Origin of the sequence: Exiguobacterium sp. R-17 (assembly GCF_049913315.1) — a bacterium.
In the GTDB taxonomy this organism is placed as follows: domain Bacteria; phylum Bacillota; class Bacilli; order Exiguobacteriales; family Exiguobacteriaceae; genus Exiguobacterium_A.
This window is the reverse complement of sequence record NZ_CP184372.1, coordinates 2931881-2954159: the sequence shown is the minus strand read 5'-3', so window position 1 is coordinate 2954159 and position 22279 is coordinate 2931881. Positions and strand designations below refer to the sequence as shown.

21 protein-coding genes and 1 riboswitch are annotated in these 22279 nt (G+C 48.0%); of the genes, 10 read left to right on the top strand and 11 right to left on the bottom strand.

Annotation, left to right across the window (positions count from 1 at the left end; all coding sequences use genetic code 11):
• The first annotated feature begins 7 nt into the window (after nt 1-7).
• Entirely contained in the window at nt 8-1501 is a 1494-nt protein-coding gene (locus ACN9MT_RS15465; protein ID WP_426272552.1) for a malate:quinone oxidoreductase, read from the top strand.
• A 43-nt stretch (nt 1502-1544) separates the two neighbouring features.
• Here the strand turns inward: ACN9MT_RS15465 and ACN9MT_RS15460 are convergent, their stop codons facing one another.
• Nucleotides 1545-2087 carry an ECF transporter S component gene (locus tag ACN9MT_RS15460; RefSeq protein ID WP_426272551.1) on the bottom strand — a complete coding sequence of 181 codons (543 nt, stop codon included), beginning with the start codon at nt 2085-2087 and terminating at the stop codon, nt 1545-1547.
• 250 nt (nt 2088-2337) lie between these two features.
• Between ACN9MT_RS15460 and ACN9MT_RS15455 the strand changes: the two genes are divergently transcribed.
• A complete protein-coding gene (locus ACN9MT_RS15455; RefSeq protein WP_426272550.1) occupies nt 2338-2907 on the top strand; it encodes a hypothetical protein in 570 nt (189 codons plus the stop codon).
• Between the two features lie 42 nt (nt 2908-2949).
• On the opposite strand, the gene ahpF is transcribed toward ACN9MT_RS15455, so the two are convergent.
• From ahpF to ACN9MT_RS15425, 6 genes are all read right to left on the bottom strand, one after another.
• The gene (gene ahpF / locus ACN9MT_RS15450; protein ID WP_195866070.1) at nt 2950-4479 is read right to left on the bottom strand and encodes an alkyl hydroperoxide reductase subunit F; all 1530 of its coding nucleotides are present in this window, start codon (nt 4477-4479) and stop codon (nt 2950-2952) included.
• Nucleotides 4480-4493: 14 nt separating this feature from the next.
• The gene (gene ahpC, locus ACN9MT_RS15445; RefSeq protein WP_012371860.1) at nt 4494-5057 is read right to left on the bottom strand and encodes an alkyl hydroperoxide reductase subunit C; all 564 of its coding nucleotides are present in this window, start codon (nt 5055-5057) and stop codon (nt 4494-4496) included.
• A 221-nt stretch (nt 5058-5278) separates the two neighbouring features.
• Nucleotides 5279-6679 (bottom strand): decarboxylating NADP(+)-dependent phosphogluconate dehydrogenase, encoded by a 1401-nt coding sequence (gnd, locus tag ACN9MT_RS15440; protein WP_035411788.1) that lies wholly within the window; start codon nt 6677-6679, stop codon nt 5279-5281.
• A gap of 20 nt (nt 6680-6699) precedes the next feature.
• Nucleotides 6700-8046: a GntP family permease gene (locus tag ACN9MT_RS15435; RefSeq protein WP_426272549.1), complete on the bottom strand. Its 1347-nt coding sequence runs from the start codon at nt 8044-8046 to the stop codon at nt 6700-6702.
• A gap of 24 nt (nt 8047-8070) precedes the next feature.
• Complete coding sequence (gntK, locus tag ACN9MT_RS15430) at nt 8071-9612, bottom strand: gluconokinase (RefSeq protein ID WP_035411794.1); 1542 nt, start codon at nt 9610-9612, stop codon at nt 8071-8073.
• Nucleotides 9605-10321, bottom strand: coding sequence for a GntR family transcriptional regulator (locus ACN9MT_RS15425; protein WP_035411797.1), 717 nt, complete (start codon nt 10319-10321; stop codon nt 9605-9607). Before ACN9MT_RS15425 ends, gntK begins: the two co-directional genes overlap by 8 nt.
• 182 nt (nt 10322-10503) lie before the next feature.
• Between ACN9MT_RS15425 and ACN9MT_RS15420 the strand changes: the two genes are divergently transcribed.
• The 4 genes from ACN9MT_RS15420 (at nt 10504) to mmuM (ending at nt 15741) form a co-directional block, all read left to right on the top strand.
• Nucleotides 10504-11418: a ketopantoate reductase family protein gene (locus ACN9MT_RS15420; protein WP_290775481.1), complete on the top strand. Its 915-nt coding sequence runs from the start codon at nt 10504-10506 to the stop codon at nt 11416-11418.
• A gap of 204 nt (nt 11419-11622) precedes the next feature.
• Nucleotides 11623-13143 carry a polysaccharide pyruvyl transferase family protein gene (locus ACN9MT_RS15415; protein WP_426272548.1) on the top strand — a complete coding sequence of 507 codons (1521 nt, stop codon included), beginning with the start codon at nt 11623-11625 and terminating at the stop codon, nt 13141-13143.
• Between the two features lie 108 nt (nt 13144-13251).
• Nucleotides 13252-13353: riboswitch (SAM riboswitch) on the top strand.
• A 77-nt stretch (nt 13354-13430) separates the two neighbouring features.
• The gene (locus tag ACN9MT_RS15410; RefSeq protein ID WP_426272547.1) at nt 13431-14834 is read left to right on the top strand and encodes an amino acid permease; all 1404 of its coding nucleotides are present in this window, start codon (nt 13431-13433) and stop codon (nt 14832-14834) included.
• A complete protein-coding gene (gene mmuM, locus ACN9MT_RS15405) occupies nt 14809-15741 on the top strand; it encodes a homocysteine S-methyltransferase (protein WP_290775477.1) in 933 nt (310 codons plus the stop codon). The genes ACN9MT_RS15410 and mmuM overlap by 26 nt, the downstream gene beginning before the upstream one ends.
• Before the next feature lie 70 nt (nt 15742-15811).
• Here the strand turns inward: mmuM and ACN9MT_RS15400 are convergent, their stop codons facing one another.
• Nucleotides 15812-16234, bottom strand: a complete 423-nt coding sequence (locus ACN9MT_RS15400) for a MarR family winged helix-turn-helix transcriptional regulator (RefSeq protein WP_035411811.1) — start codon at nt 16232-16234, stop codon at nt 15812-15814.
• Between the two features lie 182 nt (nt 16235-16416).
• Here ACN9MT_RS15400 and ACN9MT_RS15395 point away from each other — a divergent pair, with 182 nt between their 5' ends.
• The gene (locus ACN9MT_RS15395) at nt 16417-16872 is read left to right on the top strand and encodes a CBS domain-containing protein (protein ID WP_035411814.1); all 456 of its coding nucleotides are present in this window, start codon (nt 16417-16419) and stop codon (nt 16870-16872) included.
• A gap of 26 nt (nt 16873-16898) precedes the next feature.
• Nucleotides 16899-18137, top strand: coding sequence for an MFS transporter (locus ACN9MT_RS15390; protein WP_426272546.1), 1239 nt, complete (start codon nt 16899-16901; stop codon nt 18135-18137).
• A gap of 52 nt (nt 18138-18189) precedes the next feature.
• Here the strand turns inward: ACN9MT_RS15390 and ACN9MT_RS15385 are convergent, their stop codons facing one another.
• The gene (locus ACN9MT_RS15385) at nt 18190-18615 is read right to left on the bottom strand and encodes a DUF1801 domain-containing protein (RefSeq protein ID WP_426272545.1); all 426 of its coding nucleotides are present in this window, start codon (nt 18613-18615) and stop codon (nt 18190-18192) included.
• 85 nt (nt 18616-18700) lie between these two features.
• Between ACN9MT_RS15385 and ACN9MT_RS15380 the strand changes: the two genes are divergently transcribed.
• Entirely contained in the window at nt 18701-19048 is a 348-nt protein-coding gene (locus ACN9MT_RS15380) for a hypothetical protein (protein ID WP_290753688.1), read from the top strand.
• A 77-nt stretch (nt 19049-19125) separates the two neighbouring features.
• Here the strand turns inward: ACN9MT_RS15380 and ACN9MT_RS15375 are convergent, their stop codons facing one another.
• Nucleotides 19126-20298, bottom strand: coding sequence for a M20 family metallopeptidase (locus ACN9MT_RS15375; RefSeq protein WP_426272544.1), 1173 nt, complete (start codon nt 20296-20298; stop codon nt 19126-19128).
• A 140-nt stretch (nt 20299-20438) separates the two neighbouring features.
• Nucleotides 20439-21269, bottom strand: a complete 831-nt coding sequence (locus ACN9MT_RS15370; protein WP_426272543.1) for an SDR family oxidoreductase — start codon at nt 21267-21269, stop codon at nt 20439-20441.
• A 135-nt stretch (nt 21270-21404) separates the two neighbouring features.
• Here ACN9MT_RS15370 and ACN9MT_RS15365 point away from each other — a divergent pair, with 135 nt between their 5' ends.
• The gene (locus ACN9MT_RS15365) at nt 21405-22274 is read left to right on the top strand and encodes a hypothetical protein (protein ID WP_426272542.1); all 870 of its coding nucleotides are present in this window, start codon (nt 21405-21407) and stop codon (nt 22272-22274) included.
• The last annotated feature ends 5 nt before the right edge of the window (nt 22275-22279 follow it).

Genomic DNA, 22279 nt, shown 5'->3' with positions numbered 1-22279 from the left:
GGATATCATGAGCAGTATGCCTAAAAAAACAGACGTTATTTTAATTGGTGCCGGAGTCATGAGCGCGACGTTAGGGGTCTTGTTAAAAGAACTCGCGCCTGAGATGAACATCAAGGTATTCGAGAAACTCGCGAGTGCCGGGGAAGAGAGCTCGAATGAGTGGAACAATGCAGGAACAGGTCACGCCGCACTATGCGAACTGAACTATACGACGGAAAATGCTGATGGTTCGATCGACATCAGTAAAGCGATCAAAGTAAACGAACAGTTCCAACTGTCGCGTCAATTCTGGTCGCATCTCGTCAAGGAAGGTGTCTTGCCGAATCCGAAAGAATTCATCATGCCGATTCCACATATGAGCATGGTCGAAGGAACGGAAAACGTCGAATTCCTGAAAAAACGATTGGAAGCGCTATCAGTGAATCCGTTGTTCGCAGGGATGGAATATTCAGAGGATCCAGCGAAATTAGCGGAGTGGATTCCACTCATCATGAACGGTCGGACGTCACCAGAGCCGATCGCTGCGACAAAAATCGATTCAGGAACGGACGTCAACTTCGGTGCGTTGACACGAATCCTGTTTGAATATCTCGCACAGCACGATGTAGAGATCAACTACCAGCATGGTGTCGAGGACTTGAAGCGTGTTGACGGGGGTTGGGAAGTCAAAGTAAAGAATGAACGCGATCATCGGATTGAGCATCATACGGCGCAGTTCGTCTTCATCGGGGGTGGCGGTGGTAGTCTACCGTTGCTTCAAAAAACAGGCATCGAGGAATCGAAGCAAATCGGTGGTTTCCCGGTCAGTGGTTTATTCCTCGTCTGTAAAAATCCTGAAATCATCGAACAGCATCATGCGAAAGTCTACGGAAAAGCGAAAGTCGGAGCACCACCGATGTCGGTGCCGCACTTGGATACACGGTATATCGATGGAAAGAAATCGCTCCTCTTCGGACCGTTCGCTGGCTTTTCACCGAAGTTCCTCAAGACAGGATCGAATCTTGATTTGATCGCATCCGTCAAACCAAACAACGTCTTGACGATGCTTGCTGCGGGAGCGAAAGAGATGGGATTGACGAAGTATCTGATCGAACAAGTCCTCTTGTCGACGGAGCAACGGATGAACGAATTACGAGAGTTCATCCCGAATGCGAAGACGGAAGACTGGGATGTCGTCGTCGCTGGTCAACGTGTCCAGGTCATCAAGGATACACCGCAAGGAAAAGGGACACTCCAATTCGGAACAGAGGTCGTCAGTGCAGCCGACGGATCTGTTGCGGCCTTACTTGGGGCGTCGCCAGGTGCCTCAACAGCGGTTCCGGTCATGCTCGAAGTGCTCGGAAAATGTTTTCCGTCCGAACTACCGGCGTGGGAAGCAAAAATCAAGGAGATGATTCCGTCTTACGGAATTTCGCTCGTCGAACATCCAGAACTATTCGAGCAGATTCATGCAGAAACAGCAAAAACGCTTGAACTTGAACAAGGTCAACCGATTCGCTAAACGAAAAACCGTCCGACTCTACGAGAGCCGGACGGTTTTTCGTTTAGCGGAAGCTACGGAAGAAACGTGTTTTCTTTAGAGCAATCCCGACTGGAATCGCAACGAGGATTCCGACGACATTTTGTGTGATGTTTCCTGGAATTGAAGCGGCTGGTGCGACCCAGTTGCTGTAGAGAATACCTTCACAAACATAGTAAACAGCAAGCATGACGGGAGCAGAAACAATCATTGCAAAAATATTTAAGCCTGGATTGTCTCCTTTGTATCGCGAAGACCAGGTGATACGCCCAACAATATATCCTTGTAGTCCTCGAGCTACGATTGTAAATGGAGCCCAGAGTGTCCATCCACTGATAAGATCAAATAATCCCATACCGATTGCTCCGGCAATCAGTGCTGTTCGTGGACCGAATAAAATCGCGATAAGAAAGAGCATCGCTGTTCCCATATGAACGAGACCACCGCTTGAAGCGATTGGCAGTTTGATATTGATGAATAGTGTCGCAACAAGAACAAGTGCGATCGACATCGCAGTGATGACGAGCTGGCGAGTACGAGTGCTAGAATACGGTGCTGCTTTTTGCATGTGGCTAACCTTCTTTATGATAGATTTTAAGATATCTTCAATCTATCAGATGACTGGACTAGTCAAAAGTGTCAACTTTGAATTATTTATAGGGGTCAGATTTGAATACAAATCCTCATCTGTTTTTAATTCCAGAAGAATACGATCTATTGATACAGTTCAGAATGAAAAAATCTATAAAACAGTCGCTCTTTTCGAATGTACCCGTCATTTTTTTCATACAATGAATAGAGAAGGGAAGGGGAAGTCAATGAAATATCAGATCGCAACAGCCATTGTCATACTTGCTTCATTGTCATCAGTCAAAACGGAGGCAAAGGATCAGACGACACAACATCAGCGTTATTACGTAGCATACGAGAAAATCGTACAGAAAATAAATCGGACGAATGAAAATGCGGACATTACGTTGCTTGCAGCAGATCAATTCGCAGACGAGGACTGGGTTTCACCGAAACGTTTTCAGGAACGGGTAGTCAAACGGTTAAAGCCGTTGCATGTTCAACTGAGTATTTATGGAGATGGTCAACGAGCACTTGAACGAACACAAGGTGGAAAAGAAGTTCGGATCACTGGAAATTTCGAAACGGAACTTTTGGAGCGAAGTGAGCGACAATGGTTCTCTGATGTCTTTTCGATGACGTCTCAAGGCATCAATGATGGCATTTGGACACAGAAAGGATTCGATGGTACCCGAATCGATGCAGGACAAACGATGGTCGTAACGGTCAGTGGTACATACGCGAAGCAAGGCATCTTAACAAAGCACCACATCACGAAAGAGTTTCATTGTTCATCCGTTGGTGAAATCTACTATTGAAATACAAAAGAGCGAAACTCGTCTGAGTTCCGCTCTTTTGCATTAATTCCGGATCAAGTGATCGAAAGCACCCAGTGCAGCTGTTGCACCAGAGCCCATCGAGATGATGATCTGTTTATACGCGCTATCCGTGCAGTCTCCTGCTGCAAAAACGCCTGGTACGTTCGTTGCGCCGTGGCGATCGACTTGAACTTCACCGAACTTGTTACGGCTCACCGTTTCACCGAGCCAGTCCGTATTCGGTACGAGACCGATCTGGACGAAGACACCTTCGAGCTCGACGTGACGTTCGACGTTCGTTTCGCGCTCGATGTACGTGATCCCGTTCACTTTGTCCGTTCCTGTGATTTCCTTCGTCTGTGCGTTGACGACGACCGTGACGTTCGGAAGAGAAGCGAGGCGTTCTTGAAGAACAGCATCCGCTTTTAATTCCGGTGCGAATTCAAGGACCGTGACATGCTTGACGATTCCTGCGAGGTCGATTGCTGCTTCGATCCCTGAGTTTCCGCCACCGATGACTGCGACACGTTTTCCTTCGAACAATGGACCATCACAGTGTGGGCAGTAGGCGACGCCTTTGTTCTTGAATTCGAGTTCGCCTGGAACACCAACGTTCCGCCAGCGTGCGCCTGTTGAAAGGATCAAACTCTTCGTTTTCAAGACAGCACCATTCTCAAGCTCGAGCTCGAGGAGGTCCTTCTTCTCAAGACGAGTTGCCCGTTGTAGGTTCATGACGTCGATGCCATATTCCTTGACGTGCTCCTCAAGACTTGCGACGAGTTTTGGTCCTTCCGTGTACTTCATGCTGATGAAGTTTTCGATGCTCATCGTATCCATGACTTGTCCACCGAAGCGCTCTGCGACGATACCTGTCCGGATGCCTTTACGGGCTGCATAGATGGCAGCACTCGATCCAGCTGGACCACCACCGACGACGAGGACATCGTATGGATCTTTATCAGCGAAATCAGAAGCATCGGCACCTGTGCCAAGCTTCGCAAGGATTTCTTCAAGTGACATCCGTCCGTTACCAAACGCTTCGCCGTTGACGAAGACCGTCGGAACAGCCATGATCTCTTTTTGTTCGACTTCTGCTTTAAATGCCGCGCCATCAATCATCGTGTGACTGATGTTCGGGTTGAGGACGCTCATGACGTTCAATGCTTGTACGACATCTGGGCAGTTGTGGCAGCTCAAGCTGATGTACGACTCGAAGTGGTACGTTTCTTGAATGCCTTGAATCTGCTTGATGACGTCCGCATCGACCTTCGGTGCTCGACCGCTGACTTGAAGCAGTGCGAGGACGAGGGACGTGAACTCATGACCGAGTGGGATTCCCGCGAACGTGATGCCGCTTGTCTCACCGACACGGTTGACTGTGAAACTTGGTGTCCGGGGAAGGCTTGCCTGCTCGACGGAGATGCGTGGTGTCATGCTTGCGATCTCTTCGACGAGTGCGCTCATCTCAAGCGAGACGGCGTCTGTCCCAGCACTAACGGCTAGGACGAGATCGCCTTCGAGAAGCTCGAGGTATTGCGCGAGTTGTGCTTTAATGTCTGGTGCTAAAGCCATCGCGAATCCGCTCCTTAAATTTTTCCGACGAGGTCAAGGCTTGGTGTGAGTGTTGCAGAGCCTTCTTCCCATTTCGCTGGGCAGACTTCGCCTGGATTGTTACGTACGTATTGTGCTGCTTTGATTTTGTTGACGAGTGTGCTCGCATCACGACCGATGCCGCCTGCGTTGATTTCAACTGTTTGGATGACGCCGTCTGGATCAATGATGAACGTACCGCGGTCAGCAAGACCATCTTGTTCGTTCAAGACTTCGAAGTTACGTGAGATGACGTGTGATGGGTCACCGATCATAACGTACTCGATTTTACCGATTGTTTCTGACGTTTCGTGCCATGCTTTATGTGTGAAATGCGTATCTGTTGAAACAGAGTAAACTTCAACGTCAAGCGCTTTGAGTGTTGCGTATTGGTTTTGGAGATCTTCGAGTTCTGTCGGGCAAACGAATGTAAAGTCTGCAGGGTAGAAACATACGACACTCCATTTACCGCGAAGGTTGGCATCCGTTAGGTCAACGAATTCTCCGTTGTGGAATGCTGATGCACTGAATGGTTTTACTTCACTTCCGATTAAAGACATGATAAAAATCCTCCTCAAGGGTTCTATATTTAGAATCTGTTCTAGTGCATACAGGTAATCTGTATTTATCACACTAGAATAATTCTAATCTAATACTAATTTCATATAGACCAACACTTTTGTCAAGGTATAATCGGTAATTTCTTATTTCAGGAAAGATTGTGTGAACAAAAAAAGAAATCCCGACTCCTAAATGAAACAGGAGTCGGGAGCTGTATTCCTTATTGCCAGTCCGTATGGAAAATGCCTTCGCGGTCTGTCCGGGCATACGTGTGAGCGCCGAAATAATCACGTTGCGCTTGCAACATGTTGGCATTCGAATTCGCTGTCCGGTAGCTATCGTAATACGTCAACGACGTCGATAGAGATGGGAGTGCAAAACCAGATAACGCTCCCTCGGCAACGACGTGACGTAACGATTCTTGATACGCCTGTACTTTCTCAGCGAAGAATGGGGCGAGCATCAAGTTCGAGAGGTTCGCGTCGTTTTTAAACGCTTCACTGATGACGTTCAAGAAGTCGGCCCGGATGATACATCCACCACGGAAGATCAAGGCGATCTCCTCAAGGCGTAAGTTCCAGTCATACAACTCAGACGACGTCCGGTACTGGGTGAAGCCTTGCGCGTATGCGGCAACTTTCCCCATATAAAGCGCTTGACGAATCCGTTCGACCCACGCGTCTCGCTCAAGCGTTGACAAGTCTTCTGGTCCCTTTAGGACAGCAGACGCTGCGACGCGTTCTTCTTTAATAGCTGAAAGGTAACGCGCGAACAGGGCTTCCGTGATGATCGAAGAGGCGATCCCATTATCAATGGCTTGCAGGCTCGTCCATTTTCCAGTTCCTTTTTGACCGGCTTGATCGAGAATGACATCAATCAACGGTTGCCCTGTCTCATCATCCGTTTTTCGGAGGATGTCCGCTGTAATCTCAATCAGGTAACTTTTCAGTTCACCTTCGTTCCACTCAGCGAAGATGTCCGCGACTTCCGTGACGTCGAGTCCGAGACGGAAACGGAGGAAGCTATACGCTTCAGCAATCAGTTGCATGTCCGCATACTCGATTCCGTTATGAACCATCTTGACGAAGTGACCAGCGCCTTTCGGACCAATATAGACACAACATGGATCGCCTTCAACGTGAGCGGCAATCTTCGTCAAGATCGGTGCGACATGTTCGTAGGCTTCTTTCGATCCACCCGGCATGATCGCAGGACCGGTCCGTGCACCGACTTCACCACCCGATACGCCGACGCCGATGTATTCGATGCCGTGTCGTTGGAGTTCGTCGAAGCGACGTTCCGTATCAAGGAAGTGGGAATTCCCACCATCCATGATGATGTCGCCTGTTTCGAGATGTGGAAGTAACGATTCGATGACTGAATCAATCGCGCTGCCGGCCGTGACCATCATGAAGATTTTACGCGGACGGGCGAGTGACTGTACGAATGCTTCGATATCGTAGTACGGATGAAGTGATAATCCCTCATCGTGTGCGACGAGATCGTCCGTTAAATCACGTGTGTAGTTATAGATGGCGACTTCTTCTTGATGACTCGCCATATTCAGTGCTAGGTTGCGTCCCATGACGCCAAGCCCGATGACTCCGATAGAATGTTGCATAAGTAGAACGACTCCTTTTCTTAGACGACGAGGCTGAGGAGAAGAACGAACCCAAGTCCACAAACGGAAATGATCGTCTCAAGCACAGTCCATGTCGCAAACGTTTCTTTTAATGATAAACCGAAATATTCTTTAAACATCCAGAAGCCCGCATCATTGACGTGTGAAGCGATTAGACTACCCGCACCAGTCGCAAGGACGACGAGCGCTAAGTTGACGTCGGATTGCTCCAGTAACGGAATGACGAGACCTGCTGTCGAAAGGGCAGCGACTGTCGCAGAACCAAGTGAGATTCGCAGAATCGCAGCGATCAACCAAGCGAGCAGAATCGGAGATAACGCCGATCCTTCAAATAATTGTGCGACGAATGTACCGACGCCGCCGTCAATCAAGACTTGTTTGAAGGCACCGCCACCACCGATGATCAATAGCATCATCCCGATTTGGGCGATGGCCGTCGTACAAGATTCCATGACCGTTTGCATCGGAATCTTACGGGCGATCCCCATCGTGTAGACCGCGACGAGTAACGAAATCAACATCGCCGTCGAGGCGTTCCCGATGAACTCGATCGCCGAGATGACGCTACTCTCACCCAAGCCGAGTGTTTCTTGTAAAAGCGTGAAGATCGTTGCGACCGACATCAAGAGGACCGGTAGCATCGCAGTGAAGACACTAATACCGAAACCTGGCGTCTCGTCTAAATCAAATTCTTTTTGTTCCCCGAGTGACGCAATGTTTCCTGTGCGTGTAAACGATTCAGGTACGAGTCGTTTCGCGATCTTCGTAAAAACAGGACCAGCAATGATGACTGTCGGAACAGCAACGATGAAACCATACAATAAGACTTCCCCGATATTGGCTTTATACTCCCCTGCGATGACGGTCGGACCTGGGTGAGGTGGTAAGAAGCCGTGCGTGACAGACAGTGCTGCGACCATTGGGATCCCAAGATATAAGATCGAGACGCGGAGCTGGCGTGAAATCGCAAAGACGATTGGAATCAACAGAACGAGTCCGACTTCGAAGAAGAGTGCGATTCCGATGATGAACGAAGCAACGACGACCGCCCATTGGATGTTCTTTTCCCCGAATCGTGCGACAAGCGTCATCGCGATTCGCTGCGCCCCCCCGGCGTCAGCGATTAGCTTTCCAAGCATCGCACCAAGACCAAAGATCAGAGCTAGGTGACCGAGTGTTCCTCCGATACCGGCTTCGATCGTCTTGACGATCTGATCGAGCGGCATACCGAGTAATAGTGCAACGCCAAAGGAAACGATGATGAGTGAAACGAACGTATTTAATTTTAACCCCATGATGAGAACGAGCAATGCGATGATCCCAATTCCTACGATGACTAAAGGCATGATGACTTCCCCCAAAAGATTAAGTTAGTTTTCCTCTTGAATCAAGCTCCGTTGATACATAGCAATTCGTTTGTGGTCTTCGGATAATGTCCGCGCTAGACTAATGAAAATCGGTAAAAGCTGACGATATTCATGCATCGCTTCTTCATTTGGTACATGGCGATGTGTTTCCCCAATCATCTTGGATACGACTTCGAACGAATCGATTTCCCCTGTCGCATACAGTCCGAGAATACAAGCGCCAAGACATGAACTTTCGAAACTTTCCGGAATGACGACTTCCGACTCAAAGATGTCCGCCATCATTTGGCGCCAGACTTCAGACCGGGCAAATCCACCGGTTGCCTGAATCCGCGTCACAGGACCATCCATGCATTCGACGAGTGCGAGGAAGACGGTATACAGATTGTAGATGACGCCTTCTAGTGCTGCCCGGATCATGTGCTCTTTTTTGTGTGAGAGCGTCAAACCGAAGAATGAACCGCTGACGTCCGGATTCCATAGCGGTGCTCGTTCACCGGACAAGTAAGGATGGAACAACAGACCGTCGGACCCCGGGCGGACGCGTTCGGCAATCTTCGTCAGGACAGCATACGGATCGATGCCGAGGCGTTTTGCTGTCTCGACTTCTGCTGAAGCAAGTTCGTCACGAATCCACCGTAAGACCATTCCTCCGTTATTGACGGGGCCGCCGATGACCCAGTGGTCCTCGGTCAGTGCGTAACAGAACGTTCGTCCTTTTTCATCCGTCTGTGGACGATCAATGATCGTTCGGATGGCACCGCTCGTTCCGATCGTGATCGCGATTTCCCCTTTGCGAATCGCGTTGACACCTAAATTGGAGAGGACACCATCACTGGCACCAACTAAGAACGGCGTATCGACGGATAGTCCCATTTGTCGTGCGTAATCAGTATTAAGTCCGGTACATGACGTCGTTGTCGGTACGGGTTCCGATAAATAGCTTGCATCGATACCTGCGACATGCAGTGCGCCCGTATCCCAACCTAATTCATGAATATTAAAGAGACCAGTTGCTGAAGCGAGAGAGTGGTCGATGACATATGTTCCGAACAGTCTTTGGAACACGAACTCCTTGATCCCGACATACTTTTTCGTTTGAGCGTGGAGCTCCGGACGATCTTCGACGAGCCAACTGATTTTGCTAAGCGGTGACATCGGATGAATCGGTGTCCCGGTCCGGTGATAGATCGAGAGACCATATTGTTCCTTAATCTTGTTCGACCATGCTTCACTCCGACTGTCCGCCCATGTGATGCAGGCAGTCAACGGTTGATGTTGTGCGTCCATCGCAATCAAACTGTGCATGGCACTACTGAACGCGACGAACTTCGGTGGCATGCTCGGATGACGTTTTGTGATCAATCGGATGGATTCGAGTACGGCATCAAAAATTTCTTCCGGATCCTGTTCCGCCGTCGAACGGTTCGGTGTGTGGAGTGGGTAACCGACGTTCGTTTGTCCGATGACCTCTCCTTTTGTCGTAAATAAGACTGCTTTCGTACTCGTCGTTCCGATATCGACGCCTAACATGTATTCAGTCATGTGAATCGACTCCTTTCGACATCATTTGTTGCGTTTTCCAGAGATCTTCGACTTCCTGAACATCATCAAAGTTCTGATGTAAGGAAGCAACCATCCGTTCACGATCTCCTGTCTCGATCGCTTCGATATACAAGGCATGGTTCGCGAGGATGCGTTCAAAGTCTTCGATGTCTTCCTCGAATCGTACCCGCATTGATAGGAGGATGAAACTTTCCATGACTGGTTTGAGATTTTGCCAAATCATGCTGACATACCCATGATCGATCGAGCGGATGATCGTTTCATGAAACAGTACGTCTTGGAAAGAGAATTCATCAGCATCCTTATATTTGATGGCAACCTTCATCATTTCGAGAATTTTGCTGAGTTCACGGACGAGTTCTGCACGTTCGACCTTAACAAGTCGCTCGAAGACGAACGTTTCGATGAGTAACCGGACATCATAGATTTCTTGAATGTCGCGCTCGGATAAACCGACGACGACCGCTCCCATTCGTTCGAGACGAATCAACTGTTCGGCTGCAAGCACCTTTAACGCGTCACGGACAGGTGAGCGACTGACTGAAAAATCAGAGGCTATTTTGTTTTCGGATAAGATGGTACCGCTTTCAATTTTTCCTGAAATGATCCGCATTCGTAGTTCGTGCGCGACACGATCTCCGGCAGAAGCTTTTGACAACCACTTCAAGGGGTATAACAGTTCTGACATAAAATCACCTGATTTCTAGAGTGAGTATACTTGTATACAAGTTAGTATATACGTTTTTCTCTAAAATGCAAACGCTTCACTTAAATCTTAGAGATTCAACTGGCAATCAGGAAATCGGTTCCAAATATGTTAGGGTGAAGGAGTAATCAATAACCAGAACGGGTAAGGAGGAGATAGTACATATGAACATTTTAGTTGTAGGTGCAGGAGCAGTCGGAGGTTATTTCGGGGGCCGTCTTGCTGAGCAAGGTGAACAGGTGACCTTTCTCGTCCGTCCGAAGCGATATGAACAATTACAAAAAACAGGTCTACAGATCACTAGTCCTCATGGCGATATCACGATCACTCCTCAGTTAGTGACACGAGACATGCGACCGGATCACGTATTTGATGTCGTTTTGCTTTCGACGAAAGCCTATCACTTAGATGATGTCTTAAAGGATCTTACGCCATTCGTTTCGAACGAGACGTATATCATTCCTTTATTGAATGGCATGCAACATATTCGTCGGTTAACAGAAGTCTTCGGAGAAGAGCGTGTACTGGGCGGTCTTTGCTTCATTGAATCGACGCTTGATGCAGAAGGACGCATTTTACAGACGAGTCCGTCACATCGACTGTTGTTTGGCTCACGAACCGGCAAACCAACAGCTCGTTTGCAGGAGATCGCAACACGTTTTGCGAAAGCGAAGGCACCGATGGCGTACTCGATGCATATCATGGATGACATGTGGCAAAAGTATCTTTTCATTTCGACATTTGCGGGTGTGACGACGCTATTTCGTTCAGCGATCGGTTCGATTCGGGAAGAAGCTGTCGGGCGTCAGATGATTGTAGACGTCATGAACGAAGCGAAACAGGCGATGGAAGAACAGGGCGCGGTCTTCAATGACGATACAGAAACGGTGCTATTGAAGCAGATGCATGCGATGGAAGATACGATGAAATCGTCGATGTTGCGCGATATGGAAAAAGGTCAGCCAGTCGAAGTGGAACATTTTTTCAGCGCCTTGTTAAAACCTACTTCGACAGAACGGTTCAGAGCTTTAAAATTAGTCGAAGCAAACTTACGCATGTATCTTAGAACGATTAAATAGTTACATTTTTCTATTTTAGAAAAATAATGGAGTAGTGCAAATGTTTCGTTTTGATGACGAAAGACCTGTTTCCCCTAGGAATCGTTGACTTCCGAAATAAAGTTCATCTATTGTTAATGAGATTGAAAAAAAGTGATAATATATTTTTCCGCATTTTTTCTTGCAAGGACGAATGAAGCAGACGAGAGGGGAAGTTTATCCATTATGAAACGTATTATTATTCGTGCAGGTATGACACCATTCGAACAGTTCGATGCTCCTTATTTGATGAAACATAATTCCATTGGAGGAAACGTTGGAAATCTCATTTATCAATACAGTATCTTTCGGACGTTGATGACAGAAGGTACGACGATTACACCGGACTATTACTATTACGATGAAGAACGGGCGGACGAAATCAATGCCAACTTTGATCTTTATGTCATTCCGTTAGCGGATGCATTCCGAAAAGAATTCGTACCGACGTTGCGGAAGTACACCCGCCTTATCAAGAAATTAAAAATTCCAGTCGTCGTCATCGGTGTAGGCTTACGTGCACCGTTTGAACCAGATCTAGACGGCGGATTCCCGTTCGATGAAGATGTCAAAGCATTCGTCAGCGCTGTACTTGAGCGCTCAAGCATGCTTGGTCTTCGTGGGGAAATCACGTCGAAATACTTGACGCGTCTTGGTTTTCGCGAAGGCATTGATCATCGTGTCATCGGATGTCCTTCGATGTACGCGTTTGGTCGCGACTTACATATTCGTGAAACGAACATTACGCCCGAGTCGATGATTACGGTCAACTCGTCACGTTTAGCACCACAAAATGTTCTTGATTTCATTACACGCGGAATGGAAGAGTATCCGAATCATTACTTCATTCCCCAATGGATGAAGGAACTGAAATTGACGTATACAGGAACGCATCCGATCGCAGATTTGTCCGTGACGAACTATCCGGTGAAGATGTCGGATCCTGCTTACATGAACGATCGTGTTCGTTTCTTCTTGAACGCACAAACATGGTTCGATTTCATCGGGCAGGCAGACCTCAGTTTTGGTGCGCGCTTGCATGGAAATATCACAGCAACGCTTGCGGGTACGCCGAGTATCCTCATTCCAAAGGATGCACGGATGCGCGAACTAACGGATTATCATCAGTTGACGCATATTTGGGCGAACGACATCAAAGCGGATACACAATTATCCGACGTCGTAGCCAATGCTGATTTCCAAAGTCCAGTACGTGTTCAAGCACGTAACTTCGACAACTTCGTTGACTTCTTGAACGTGAATGATCTTGAACACATTTACCAAGAGACGAATTATCCTGAGAATGTGCCGTTTGACCGTCAAATGGCGCAAGCGGAACTACTTCCACCGGTTCAACCGATTTCTGGCGTGAGTCTCGAAGAAGCAGTCGCCCGTTTCGAACGGTTCTTCCCAGAACAAGAGAAAAAAATCGCAGATACACAAATAAAGGCAAAAGAGAAATTAGCCGAAAAAGATAAAAAAATCGCAGATGCGCAAAAACAGGCAAAAGCGCAATTAGCTGAAAAAGATAAGAAAATCAAAGCATTGCAGAAACAAACAACGACGACTCAAAAAGATCAGGAAATTGCGGCGCTCAAAGCACAACTGGCTGCCCAAACGAAGAAAATGAAGCACCAGCAAGGGACATTGAACCGAAAAGCGGTTCGTGCAGCCTTAAAGACAGCGGATCTATTCGCAAAAAAATAAAGTGTTCTAACATTCCGGATCATTACGATGCGGAATGTTTTTTGGTAGGAGTATTCTGAATTGTGTTGACAATTCGGAAAAGGCTTGATAGGGTTAGGAACAATTACATACTTATCCAGAGAGGTGGAGGGACTGGCCCTATGAAACCTCAGCAACAGGTCGAAAGATACTGTGCTAATTCCTGCGGGTGCTGCACCCGATCGATAAGATTTCCGAATTGTCGACCGACGCATCCGTGAGGATGCGTTTTTTGTTTGAAATAGGTGGAACGAGGAGGAAATGGATTCATGAAAACGAGCGGAGCTTTTCGACGCAAGATGGAATCACGTCATCTGATCATGCTGTCGTTAGGAGGCGTCATTGGAACAGGATTATTTTTAAGTACAGGTTATACGTTGGAACAAGCGGGACGTGTCGGAACGATTTTGTCGTATTTGATCGGAGCCGTCGTCGTCTACTTAGTCATGTTAAGTCTCGGTGAACTCGCTGTGCACATGCCGGAAACCGGATCATTCCATAAGTACGCAACGAAGTATATCGGACCCGGTACCGGTTATACGGTGGCCTGGCTCTACTGGCTGACGTGGACGGTCGCCCTTGGTTCAGAATTCACGGCAGCAGGCATTTTAATGCAACGTTGGTTCCCGTCGATTCCAGTCTGGGTGTTCAGTGCATTATTCGCTGCGATGATCCTTGGTATCAACGTCTTGAAGGTCCGCATATTTGCTGAAGTCGAGTTTTGGTTCTCCGCCATTAAGGTCGTAACGATCATTGCTTTCATTTTACTTGGTGCGGGAGCCATCGTTGGCTTCATCCCATTACAAGATGGTAGCCCAGCACCATTCTTTTCTTCCTTAACGGAAGGAGGATTGTTTCCAAATGGGGCATTTGCGATCTTCATGACGATGCTTGCTGTGAACTTTGCTTACTCAGGAACGGAATTGATCGGCGTCGCAGCGGGTGAAGCGGTCGATCCGAAGCGGACGATTCCGCTTGCGATCCGAACAACGATTTTGCGACTCGTCCTCTTTTTCGTCGGTACGATCATCGTATTAGCCGTCTTATTGCCAACGGAAGGGAAGGGCGTGCTCGAAAGTCCGTTCGTTGCGGTGTTCGAACGAATCGGAATTCCGTATGCGGCAGACGTGATGAACTTCGTCATTCTGACAGCGATCTTGTCGGCAGCGAACTCTGGGCTTTACGCTGCCTCCCGGATGCTTTGGTCGCTTGCGAACGAACGCATGATTCCGCGCTTCTTCGCCCAGGTGACGCCAAGTGGGGTTCCACTTCGAGCTGTATTGTTCAGCATGCTTGGCGGAGGACTTGCTTTGCTGTCTAGCATCTATGCAGCAGGAAGTGTCTATATTGCGCTCGTCTCGATTTCCGGCCTTGCTGTCGTCGTCGTCTGGATGAGTATCAGCGTTGCGCAGTATCGCTTCCGGAAACAATTCCTCCGCGAAGGGCATACGGTCGACGAATTGGTCTATCGTACACCACTCTTTCCATTGGTACCGATCGCCGCTTTCGTCGTCTGTTTGATTTCCCTGATTGGTATCGGATTTGATCCGACGCAACGAGTCGCCTTGTATTGCGGTATCCCATTCATCGTGATCTGTTATGTCGTTCATGCGTTCACGAATTCTTCTCAGAAACGGAGTGTTGAAGATGTCCCGAATCAAAAATCCAGTTGACCAACGATTACAGGAAGTTCCTTTTCTTATTTTAGATGGTGCCCTTGCGACCGAACTCGAACAAAAGGGATTCGACCTGAACGATCCACTCTGGTCGGCACGCCTCTTAATTGAAGCACCGGAACAGATTGAGCGTGTCCATCACGATTACTTTGAAGTGGGCGCCGATGTTGCGATCACCTCAAGCTATCAAGCAAGTATCGAAGGATTCAAGCAACGTCACATCACGACCGAGGAAGCACAAGCGTTAATTCGACAAACGGTTACCTTAGCGCAAGATGCACGGACGCGTAGCGGAAAGAGTGCCGCATTGATCGCGGGATCAGTTGGTCCTTATGGTGCCTACTTAGCAGATGGTTCTGAGTATCGCGGTCATTATGGTGTGTCAGCAGATGTGCTAGAAGCCTTCCACAGACCGCGCATCGAAGCATTGATTGAAGCGGGGGCTGATCTGCTGGCATTCGAGACGATTCCGTCGCTTGAGGAAGCTGTCGTGTTGTTCGGGATTCTCGAAGCGTTCCCGGAAGTATCTGCTTGGCTGACGTTCTCGCTTCAAGATGCGACGCACATCAGTGAGGGAACACCGCTTGCGATATGCATCGAGACAATCGGACAGCATCCGCAACTTGCAGCAATCGGTGCAAATTGTTTTCCGGCATCCTACGCGACCGACTTCATCCGTCACGTTAAGACGTTGACGAGTGTTCCAATCATCGTCTATCCGAACTCCGGTGAAGTCTATGATCCGGTCGCAAAGACGTGGTCGGGTACGAATCAGTGCACGTCGTTCCAAGCCATCGCAAAGACATGGTATGAAGCTGGAGCACGATTGATTGGCGGTTGTTGTAGAACTTCACCGGAACATATCGCGCAAATTCGTTCGGTTTGCCAGGTTTCTCATACGTGATGAATGATGACGAAAAAACGGACACGAAATCAATCGATTTCGCGTCTGTTTTTTTAATGGTGTGATTCCATTACCGTTCGCGCAAGGCGCGATTGAATTGTTGCAATAGGCGTCCGAAATCTTCTGCATCATCCGCTGGCCAGTCTGTCAGTAGACGTTCGATGCTCGCGAGACGTGCGGTTCGGTAGATGGTGAGTTCTTGTTGTCCTTTATCTGTAATATGATAGAAGAAGGCTCGCCCATCTGTCGGATCTTTTACTTTTTCAACGAGTTGCTTTTGATCGAGTGCCGCTGCTTGGCGACTGACGGTCGAGACATCGAGCTGAAGTTCACGGGCAAGTGTTTTAACACCGACGTTGCCGGAATCCGCTAATTGTCGCAGTAAGAGATAAGAAGCACGGTCCAAATTACGATTGTCTGCCGTCGCCGTCGTTAAGCGCCGGATCAGGATCGCTAACTCGAGTTCAATGGTTTCGAGTGATTGTTGAGACATCGGGTATCTCCCCTTTCAAAAAAGTCTCTCTGTCCCTCATGATTACCCAATGTGGATAAGCTGTCAATGCGAAAAGCAGGAGGCTTGACAGAGTTGTAGTTGTATTATACAATCATTTTTGTTCTTTTAATTGTATCATACAACTTTCGTAGATGAGAAACGAACGACAAAGGAGAATTCAGATGAAAGCTTATGAATCGATGAAACAAGAGGTCATTACGGTAAACGATACAGATCTGATTCGTACGGTCATCGAACGATTCATTCAATCTGGTATTAGCGGCGTACCCGTCATCAATGCCGAGCAAGAGGTCGTCGGTTATATCAGTGACGGAGATATCATGCGCGCGATCGGAAAACACAAGGACATCATCGTCGATACATTCTTATATGTAGATGTCATCAAAGGAGACGAAGAAGATTATGAAGATCGAATTCGTCATATCTTGAATCGACCTGTCATGGAACTTGCACGCCGGAAGGTTGTAACAGCAGACGCTGATACAGAAATGGAAGAGATTGCAGCAACGCTCGGTTCAAAACGGATCAAAAAGCTTCCAATCCTTAAGGCAGGACGTCTTGTTGGGATCATTAGTCGAGGCGACGTCATCCGCCATTCGTTTAAACAGTTCATATAATACATTCAATAGAAAGAAGGGACACTATGGCACTTGCTGAAAAAACAACGACGCTTGAGCCGGAAACGGTATTAGCGGAAAGCAAACATGGATTATTCCATCAACCGGTTGCTGTTTGGGCAGTCTTTTTCGCCAGTATTACAGCATTCATGGGAATGGGACTCGTCAATCCGGTCTTACCGACGATTGCCGAGAATTTAGAAGCGTCCAAAAGTGAAGTAACGCTCTTATTTACAAGTTATAACGCCGTCATGGCATTCGCGATGTTAATTACAGGCGCGATCTCATCACGGATTGGTCAAAAAGGAACATTAATGCTCGGGATTGCCGTCATCGCAACTGTTGCTGGTTTTGCTTCACAAGCAGACAGCATTTGGACGCTCGTCGCGTTACGCGGTGGATGGGGACTTGGGAACGCTTTGTTCGTTGCAACCGCACTGGCTGCGATCGTTTCGCTGTCGTCAGGCGGAACAGCAAAAGCCATCATTTTGTATGAAGCAGCCGTTGGTCTTGGGATTTCGATTGGACCGCTATTAGGCGGAACACTCGGTTCGATCACATGGCGCGCCCCATTCATGGGTGTTGCGACAATCATGGTCATCGCGTTTCTCGTCTTGCTCTTCTTGATGCCAAAACCAGCAGCATCTGCTGCACCAAAACAAAAGTTATCATTAAAAGCACCGTTCCAAGCGATGAAGCATCGTTCGCTCTTGACACTCGGGATCGTTGCGGCGCTTTATAACGTTGGTTTCTTTACGATCATGGCCTATGCACCATTCGTCATGAAACTACCAGCGAAAGGACTCGGATTCGTCTTCCTCGGTTGGGGGATGTTGCTTGCGATCACATCAGTCTTAACGGCTCCGAAACTGAAACAATGGTTCGGAACGATCAAAGCGATGATCATGATGTTGATCACATTCGCGATCTTGCTTCTGTTGATGGGGATTTTCACGAAAACTCCAGCCGTCGTCATCGTCTGTGTCATCTTGGCGGGAGCTGTGCTTGGGAATAACAACACGCTCATCACGACAGCTGTCATGGATGCAGCACCTGTCGAACGTTCGACAGCATCTGCGGCATACAGTTTCCTACGTTTTCTCGGGGCAGCCATCGCGCCATTCATGGCCGGTAAATTGGCTGAAATCTTCAACGCAAATCTACCGTTTTATGTCGGAAGTGGCTTCGTCCTCTTATCCGTCATCATCATCGGGGTCAATCTCAAACACATTCGCCATATCGACCGGACGGAAGGCGGACATTAATTCGATAACAAGACAGCCGAAGCGCATTCGCTTCGGCTGTTTTTGATTGAAATCAAGAGGGGTACATGGTTTTTAACGTGCGGATCGAGTGCTCGATCATTTCCCGAAGTACGCCTAAGTCAATGTCAGTCAGTCGTTTGACGTAGATGCAGGACTTACCGCGTCGATACGTACCGAGACTGGCAAGCAGTCGTTCTGAGACTGCGTCTTCACCAAGTGCGAGATAAAGGACGAGGTTCGTCTTCCGCGGAGAAAAGCCGACATAAAAGCTATCGCCCTCGCGGCCGGAGGCATAGCGATAATGGTAGGAACCAAAACCAATCAAGGATGAACCCCAAAGTACGGCTTCATATCCCGTGACATCTTCGAAGAACTGACGTAGTGTGATACCATCTGCTTGACGTTGCGGCGGTTCGACTTGTGTCAGAAAGGCATCAACGGACTGTTCGGTAGGACCTGTCTTTGGCGTATCAGACATAAGCAGACTCCTTTCGGATGAAGAAGATATGGGTTACTTTCGAGAAGTGCTAGTAAATATCCTGTGGCTCAGAGGTGGAAATCGAATGAAGCATCGTATCGTGTTTCGAGGAGAAGAAAGCAGTGTATCATGGGACATCTTATACGTATATCCAACGCAAGAAGAACTAACGATTCAGATGGTAGGGCGGAATAGTGAACACCAGTTTTCAGTTACATTTAATCAATATGATGCGTTCATCCGTAACTTTGCTCACGTCCATGAGTCGTTACACGGTGAAGTCGTATTCGAGCAGGGAGTAATTCGACTCCGCTTACGCTATGACCGACTTGGTCGTGTCTTCATCAGTTGGTCTGACGGACAAACGAGTCACCAGTTTCGCAGTGATCAAAGTTATTTAAGTGAGGCGTTAGCACAACTTGGCGTCTACTGAATCAGCTGATGAAAGGCGCTAACACAAAAAGAAGGGACGACATTCGGTTACAATATCGAATGTCGTCCCTTCTTTTTTTAATGTGATGGGAGCGATTGATGTAATGGTGTGTTGATCAAGTTGAAGCAAAACGCAATCGTTTGTTCATATTCGGATAACGGAATCGATTCATCCACTTGATGTGCGAGACGGAAATCATGGAATGAAGCTATTGCGATTGGAAATGACTTTTTCGCTTGGCTGAACATCGCACCATCCGTTCCACCTGGAATAGCGATTTTTTGTGGTGTCACGCCGCTCACCTGCTCCATCGTATCCGCGACCTGTTGCAAGAAAGGCGCCTGTTCATCGGTTTCACAAGAAGGAATATCCTTGATGATGGTCACGTTCATATCAAACTCGGAATCTTCTGCTACAAGACGACGCTCGATAGCTGTAAAGACAGCAAGAACGTCTGCTCGACCGAACCCGGGAATCGTCCGAATATCCATATAAAAGGAAGCCTGACTCGGAACGACATTCGGTCCTTCGCCTCCTTTTATGGATGTGATTGACGCGACGACTGGACCAAGCGCCGGATGATGATTCGCTGTAATCGAGAAGCGTTCCGACTTCACTTCCTGGATGACGCGATAGACGTCATCGATCGCATTACGTCCGAGTTGAGGGGCAGAGCTGTGTGCACTTTTCCCACGACATGTCACTTCGATCCCAACGACACCTTTTTGTGCATAACCGATCATTCCGCTTGTTGGTTCTGTGATCAGTAAAGCGTCTAAATCATCCGCGTGTCCTTGTTCGGTCAAATGACGAGCACCCGTCATTCCATTCTCCTCATCGGATGTAATCAGAAGTTTGATAGTGTTTGGTCGTTCTTGACGTTCTCTATATTGAATCAGTGCTTGCACCATTGCCATGACACCTGATTTCATATCAGAAGCCCCACGACCATAGATGCGGCCGTCTTCGATTTCGCCACCATATGGATCTTTCGTCCAGCCGTCTTCTTGAACTGGAACCGTATCGAGATGACCAGATAGACCGAGGACGGCAGGACGTGAAACATCCTCGCTCGCAGGGACGGTCGCGACGAGACAAATTCGTTTTGGTGAAACTTCAATCCATTCTGTCGAGATCTGATGATCGACCAATACATCGTATACGTAACGTGCGACGGCTTCTTCTCCGTCCATCGGATTGACACTTGGAATTTGAAGACACCGTTGTAAGTAAGTAATCGCTGTTTGCATGAATTTTTCCCCCTTTACCTGTAGTGTACCCTGATAAAAATACTTCAGGGAGGTAAACTAATTCAGAAAATAATTTACGGTACTGAACGTCTTGAGGTAAAAGAAAAGCGGTGCAACTAAAGGGTTACACCGCGCATTGCTCATTCACTTTTTTCTGCTTCGTCTTTCCACTTCGAATCGATTAACATCTCTCCCGGCCATGTATAAGCCATGATGCCGCCATCCGCCGTGATGTCCTCACCTGTGACATATGAGCTGTCGTCAGAAGCAAGGAAGAGGGCGACCGTTGCCATCTCGCGTGGTTTACCGAGTCGACCGAGTGGTGTGATCCAGGCGTTCGCATCGCGGAACTGTTTGCCTTGTTCTTTTTCTTTTTCACCGACGAGTGTATCGATGAGTGGTGTTTCAATCGTTCCTGGCGATAACGAATTGACACGAATACCATGACGCGCGTAATCGATTGCCATCGCGCGAGTGAAATTCGCGATCCCGCCTTTCGCCGCGTTATAACCAGACCGGTTCAAGTCAGCTGCGCGACCCGACATCGATGACGTGTTGATGATCGAACCACCGTTATCCAGCATGAGTGGAATCAAGAATTTACTGACGAGGAATGTACCGCGTAAATCGACAGCAATGATCCGGTCGAAGAGATCGATTGGATACTCGTGGACTTTCCCGCCTTGTTCATCGATTCCGGCATTGTTGAAGAGGACGTCGACCGTACCGTACGTCTTTTTGACATGCTTCGCAAGTTGCTCAACACTCTCGACGTCTGAGACGTCAACATGGACGGCTTCCGCTTTCCCGCCTTGTTGTGTAATCTGTTCTACTGTGTGTTGTGCTTTTTCAAGTGAGACATCGGCACAAACGACCGTTGCTCCTTGTTCTGCGAATACAAGCGCAGTCGCTTGTCCAATCCCTGTTGCCGAGCCGGTAATGACAGCTATTTTTTGATCCAGTCTACCCATTGCTAAATCCCTCCTAAGTCGTATCGTTCACCTTATAAAACATTCCCGGAGAAATGGAGATTAAACCCATCGATGCGTCTAGTAATAGAAGATAAGGGGTACATCTACAACAGCATAATCGCTGTAAAAAGGGAGATGAGAACGCTGACATCCGATCAATGGCAACTTGCCAAAAAACTATTACAGGAAGCTGTCGAGTATCAAATGACGCTCGAGAAAAGTGCGTTCGCAGATCAACTGATTGATCAAACGACACCTGTCCTTTGGTTTGGTGATGCGACGCGTAGCAGTTGGGTGACGATCGCGACGAACCCATCCCGAACACAGTTTTTAGACCGGACGGGCGCATTACGATTCGACGAGACCGGTCCGCTCTTTATTCGTCCGAAGTCGATGTCATGGGAGGATTATCTGCAGGAGAAAATGCTGACGGATTCAATCCGGTGCTTCAATGATTATTTCAAACAACCGAACGTTTACCGGACATGGTTCGGTCGACCTGGTGGCGGTAAGCTTGAAGGATTCTTGAACGGACTCGGTGCGTCGTTTTACGAGGAGGCGCTTGATCCAGTCGTTCATCTGGATTTTTTTCCGTTTCCGACGCACCACTACATGGGAGCGATCAAAGAACGCGGGGTGTTAGAAGATAGTCCGTTCGGTCAAACATTTCTAATGCGCCTGCTTGAACTATTTTCGATAAAAGGAATCATCCTGCTCGGGAAGGAACATACGGAACGATTTGCGAAGCTTGAACCAGCAATCGATTGGCATATGTATCAACCAACAGATTATCCGGACGCGATTTTTCAAATCGGCTTTTCATCACAATTTCAGGTACCCGTGGTCGGTCTCCACTTCAAACCAAGTGAGCAATTCATCGGTCTCGGTAACCGAAAGGATGAAAACGGCGTCAGCCATGGCACCTATGGGTCAGCGGAACACCTACGTCAAATCGGAAAAATCGTCCGTGAAAAAGTCGTAAAAAATAGCGGGAAAGAAGATTGACAGAT

Coding starts and splice junctions, on each gene's coding strand:
- ACN9MT_RS15465 (WP_426272552.1), top strand. CDS start 8: ATGAGCAGTATGCCTAAAAAAACAGACGTTATTTTAATTGGTGCCGGA.
- mmuM (WP_290775477.1), top strand. CDS start 14,809: ATGTCCCGAATCAAAAATCCAGTTGACCAACGATTACAGGAAGTTCCT.
- ACN9MT_RS15375 (WP_426272544.1), bottom strand. CDS start 20,298: ATGCAAACAGCGATTACTTACTTACAACGGTGTCTTCAAATTCCAAGT.
- ACN9MT_RS15455 (WP_426272550.1), top strand. CDS start 2,338: ATGAAATATCAGATCGCAACAGCCATTGTCATACTTGCTTCATTGTCA.
- ACN9MT_RS15390 (WP_426272546.1), top strand. CDS start 16,899: ATGGCACTTGCTGAAAAAACAACGACGCTTGAGCCGGAAACGGTATTA.
- ACN9MT_RS15365 (WP_426272542.1), top strand. CDS start 21,405: ATGAGAACGCTGACATCCGATCAATGGCAACTTGCCAAAAAACTATTA.
- ACN9MT_RS15370 (WP_426272543.1), bottom strand. CDS start 21,269: ATGGGTAGACTGGATCAAAAAATAGCTGTCATTACCGGCTCGGCAACA.
- ahpF (WP_195866070.1), bottom strand. CDS start 4,479: ATGGCTTTAGCACCAGACATTAAAGCACAACTCGCGCAATACCTCGAG.
- ACN9MT_RS15420 (WP_290775481.1), top strand. CDS start 10,504: ATGAACATTTTAGTTGTAGGTGCAGGAGCAGTCGGAGGTTATTTCGGG.
- ACN9MT_RS15460 (WP_426272551.1), bottom strand. CDS start 2,087: ATGCAAAAAGCAGCACCGTATTCTAGCACTCGTACTCGCCAGCTCGTC.
- ACN9MT_RS15425 (WP_035411797.1), bottom strand. CDS start 10,321: ATGTCAGAACTGTTATACCCCTTGAAGTGGTTGTCAAAAGCTTCTGCC.
- ACN9MT_RS15385 (WP_426272545.1), bottom strand. CDS start 18,615: ATGTCTGATACGCCAAAGACAGGTCCTACCGAACAGTCCGTTGATGCC.
- gntK (WP_035411794.1), bottom strand. CDS start 9,612: ATGACTGAATACATGTTAGGCGTCGATATCGGAACGACGAGTACGAAA.
- ACN9MT_RS15435 (WP_426272549.1), bottom strand. CDS start 8,046: ATGCCTTTAGTCATCGTAGGAATTGGGATCATCGCATTGCTCGTTCTC.
- ACN9MT_RS15395 (WP_035411814.1), top strand. CDS start 16,417: ATGAAAGCTTATGAATCGATGAAACAAGAGGTCATTACGGTAAACGAT.
- ACN9MT_RS15380 (WP_290753688.1), top strand. CDS start 18,701: ATGAAGCATCGTATCGTGTTTCGAGGAGAAGAAAGCAGTGTATCATGG.
- gnd (WP_035411788.1), bottom strand. CDS start 6,679: ATGCAACATTCTATCGGAGTCATCGGGCTTGGCGTCATGGGACGCAAC.
- ACN9MT_RS15400 (WP_035411811.1), bottom strand. CDS start 16,234: ATGTCTCAACAATCACTCGAAACCATTGAACTCGAGTTAGCGATCCTG.
- ACN9MT_RS15410 (WP_426272547.1), top strand. CDS start 13,431: ATGAAAACGAGCGGAGCTTTTCGACGCAAGATGGAATCACGTCATCTG.
- ahpC (WP_012371860.1), bottom strand. CDS start 5,057: ATGTCTTTAATCGGAAGTGAAGTAAAACCATTCAGTGCATCAGCATTC.
- ACN9MT_RS15415 (WP_426272548.1), top strand. CDS start 11,623: ATGAAACGTATTATTATTCGTGCAGGTATGACACCATTCGAACAGTTC.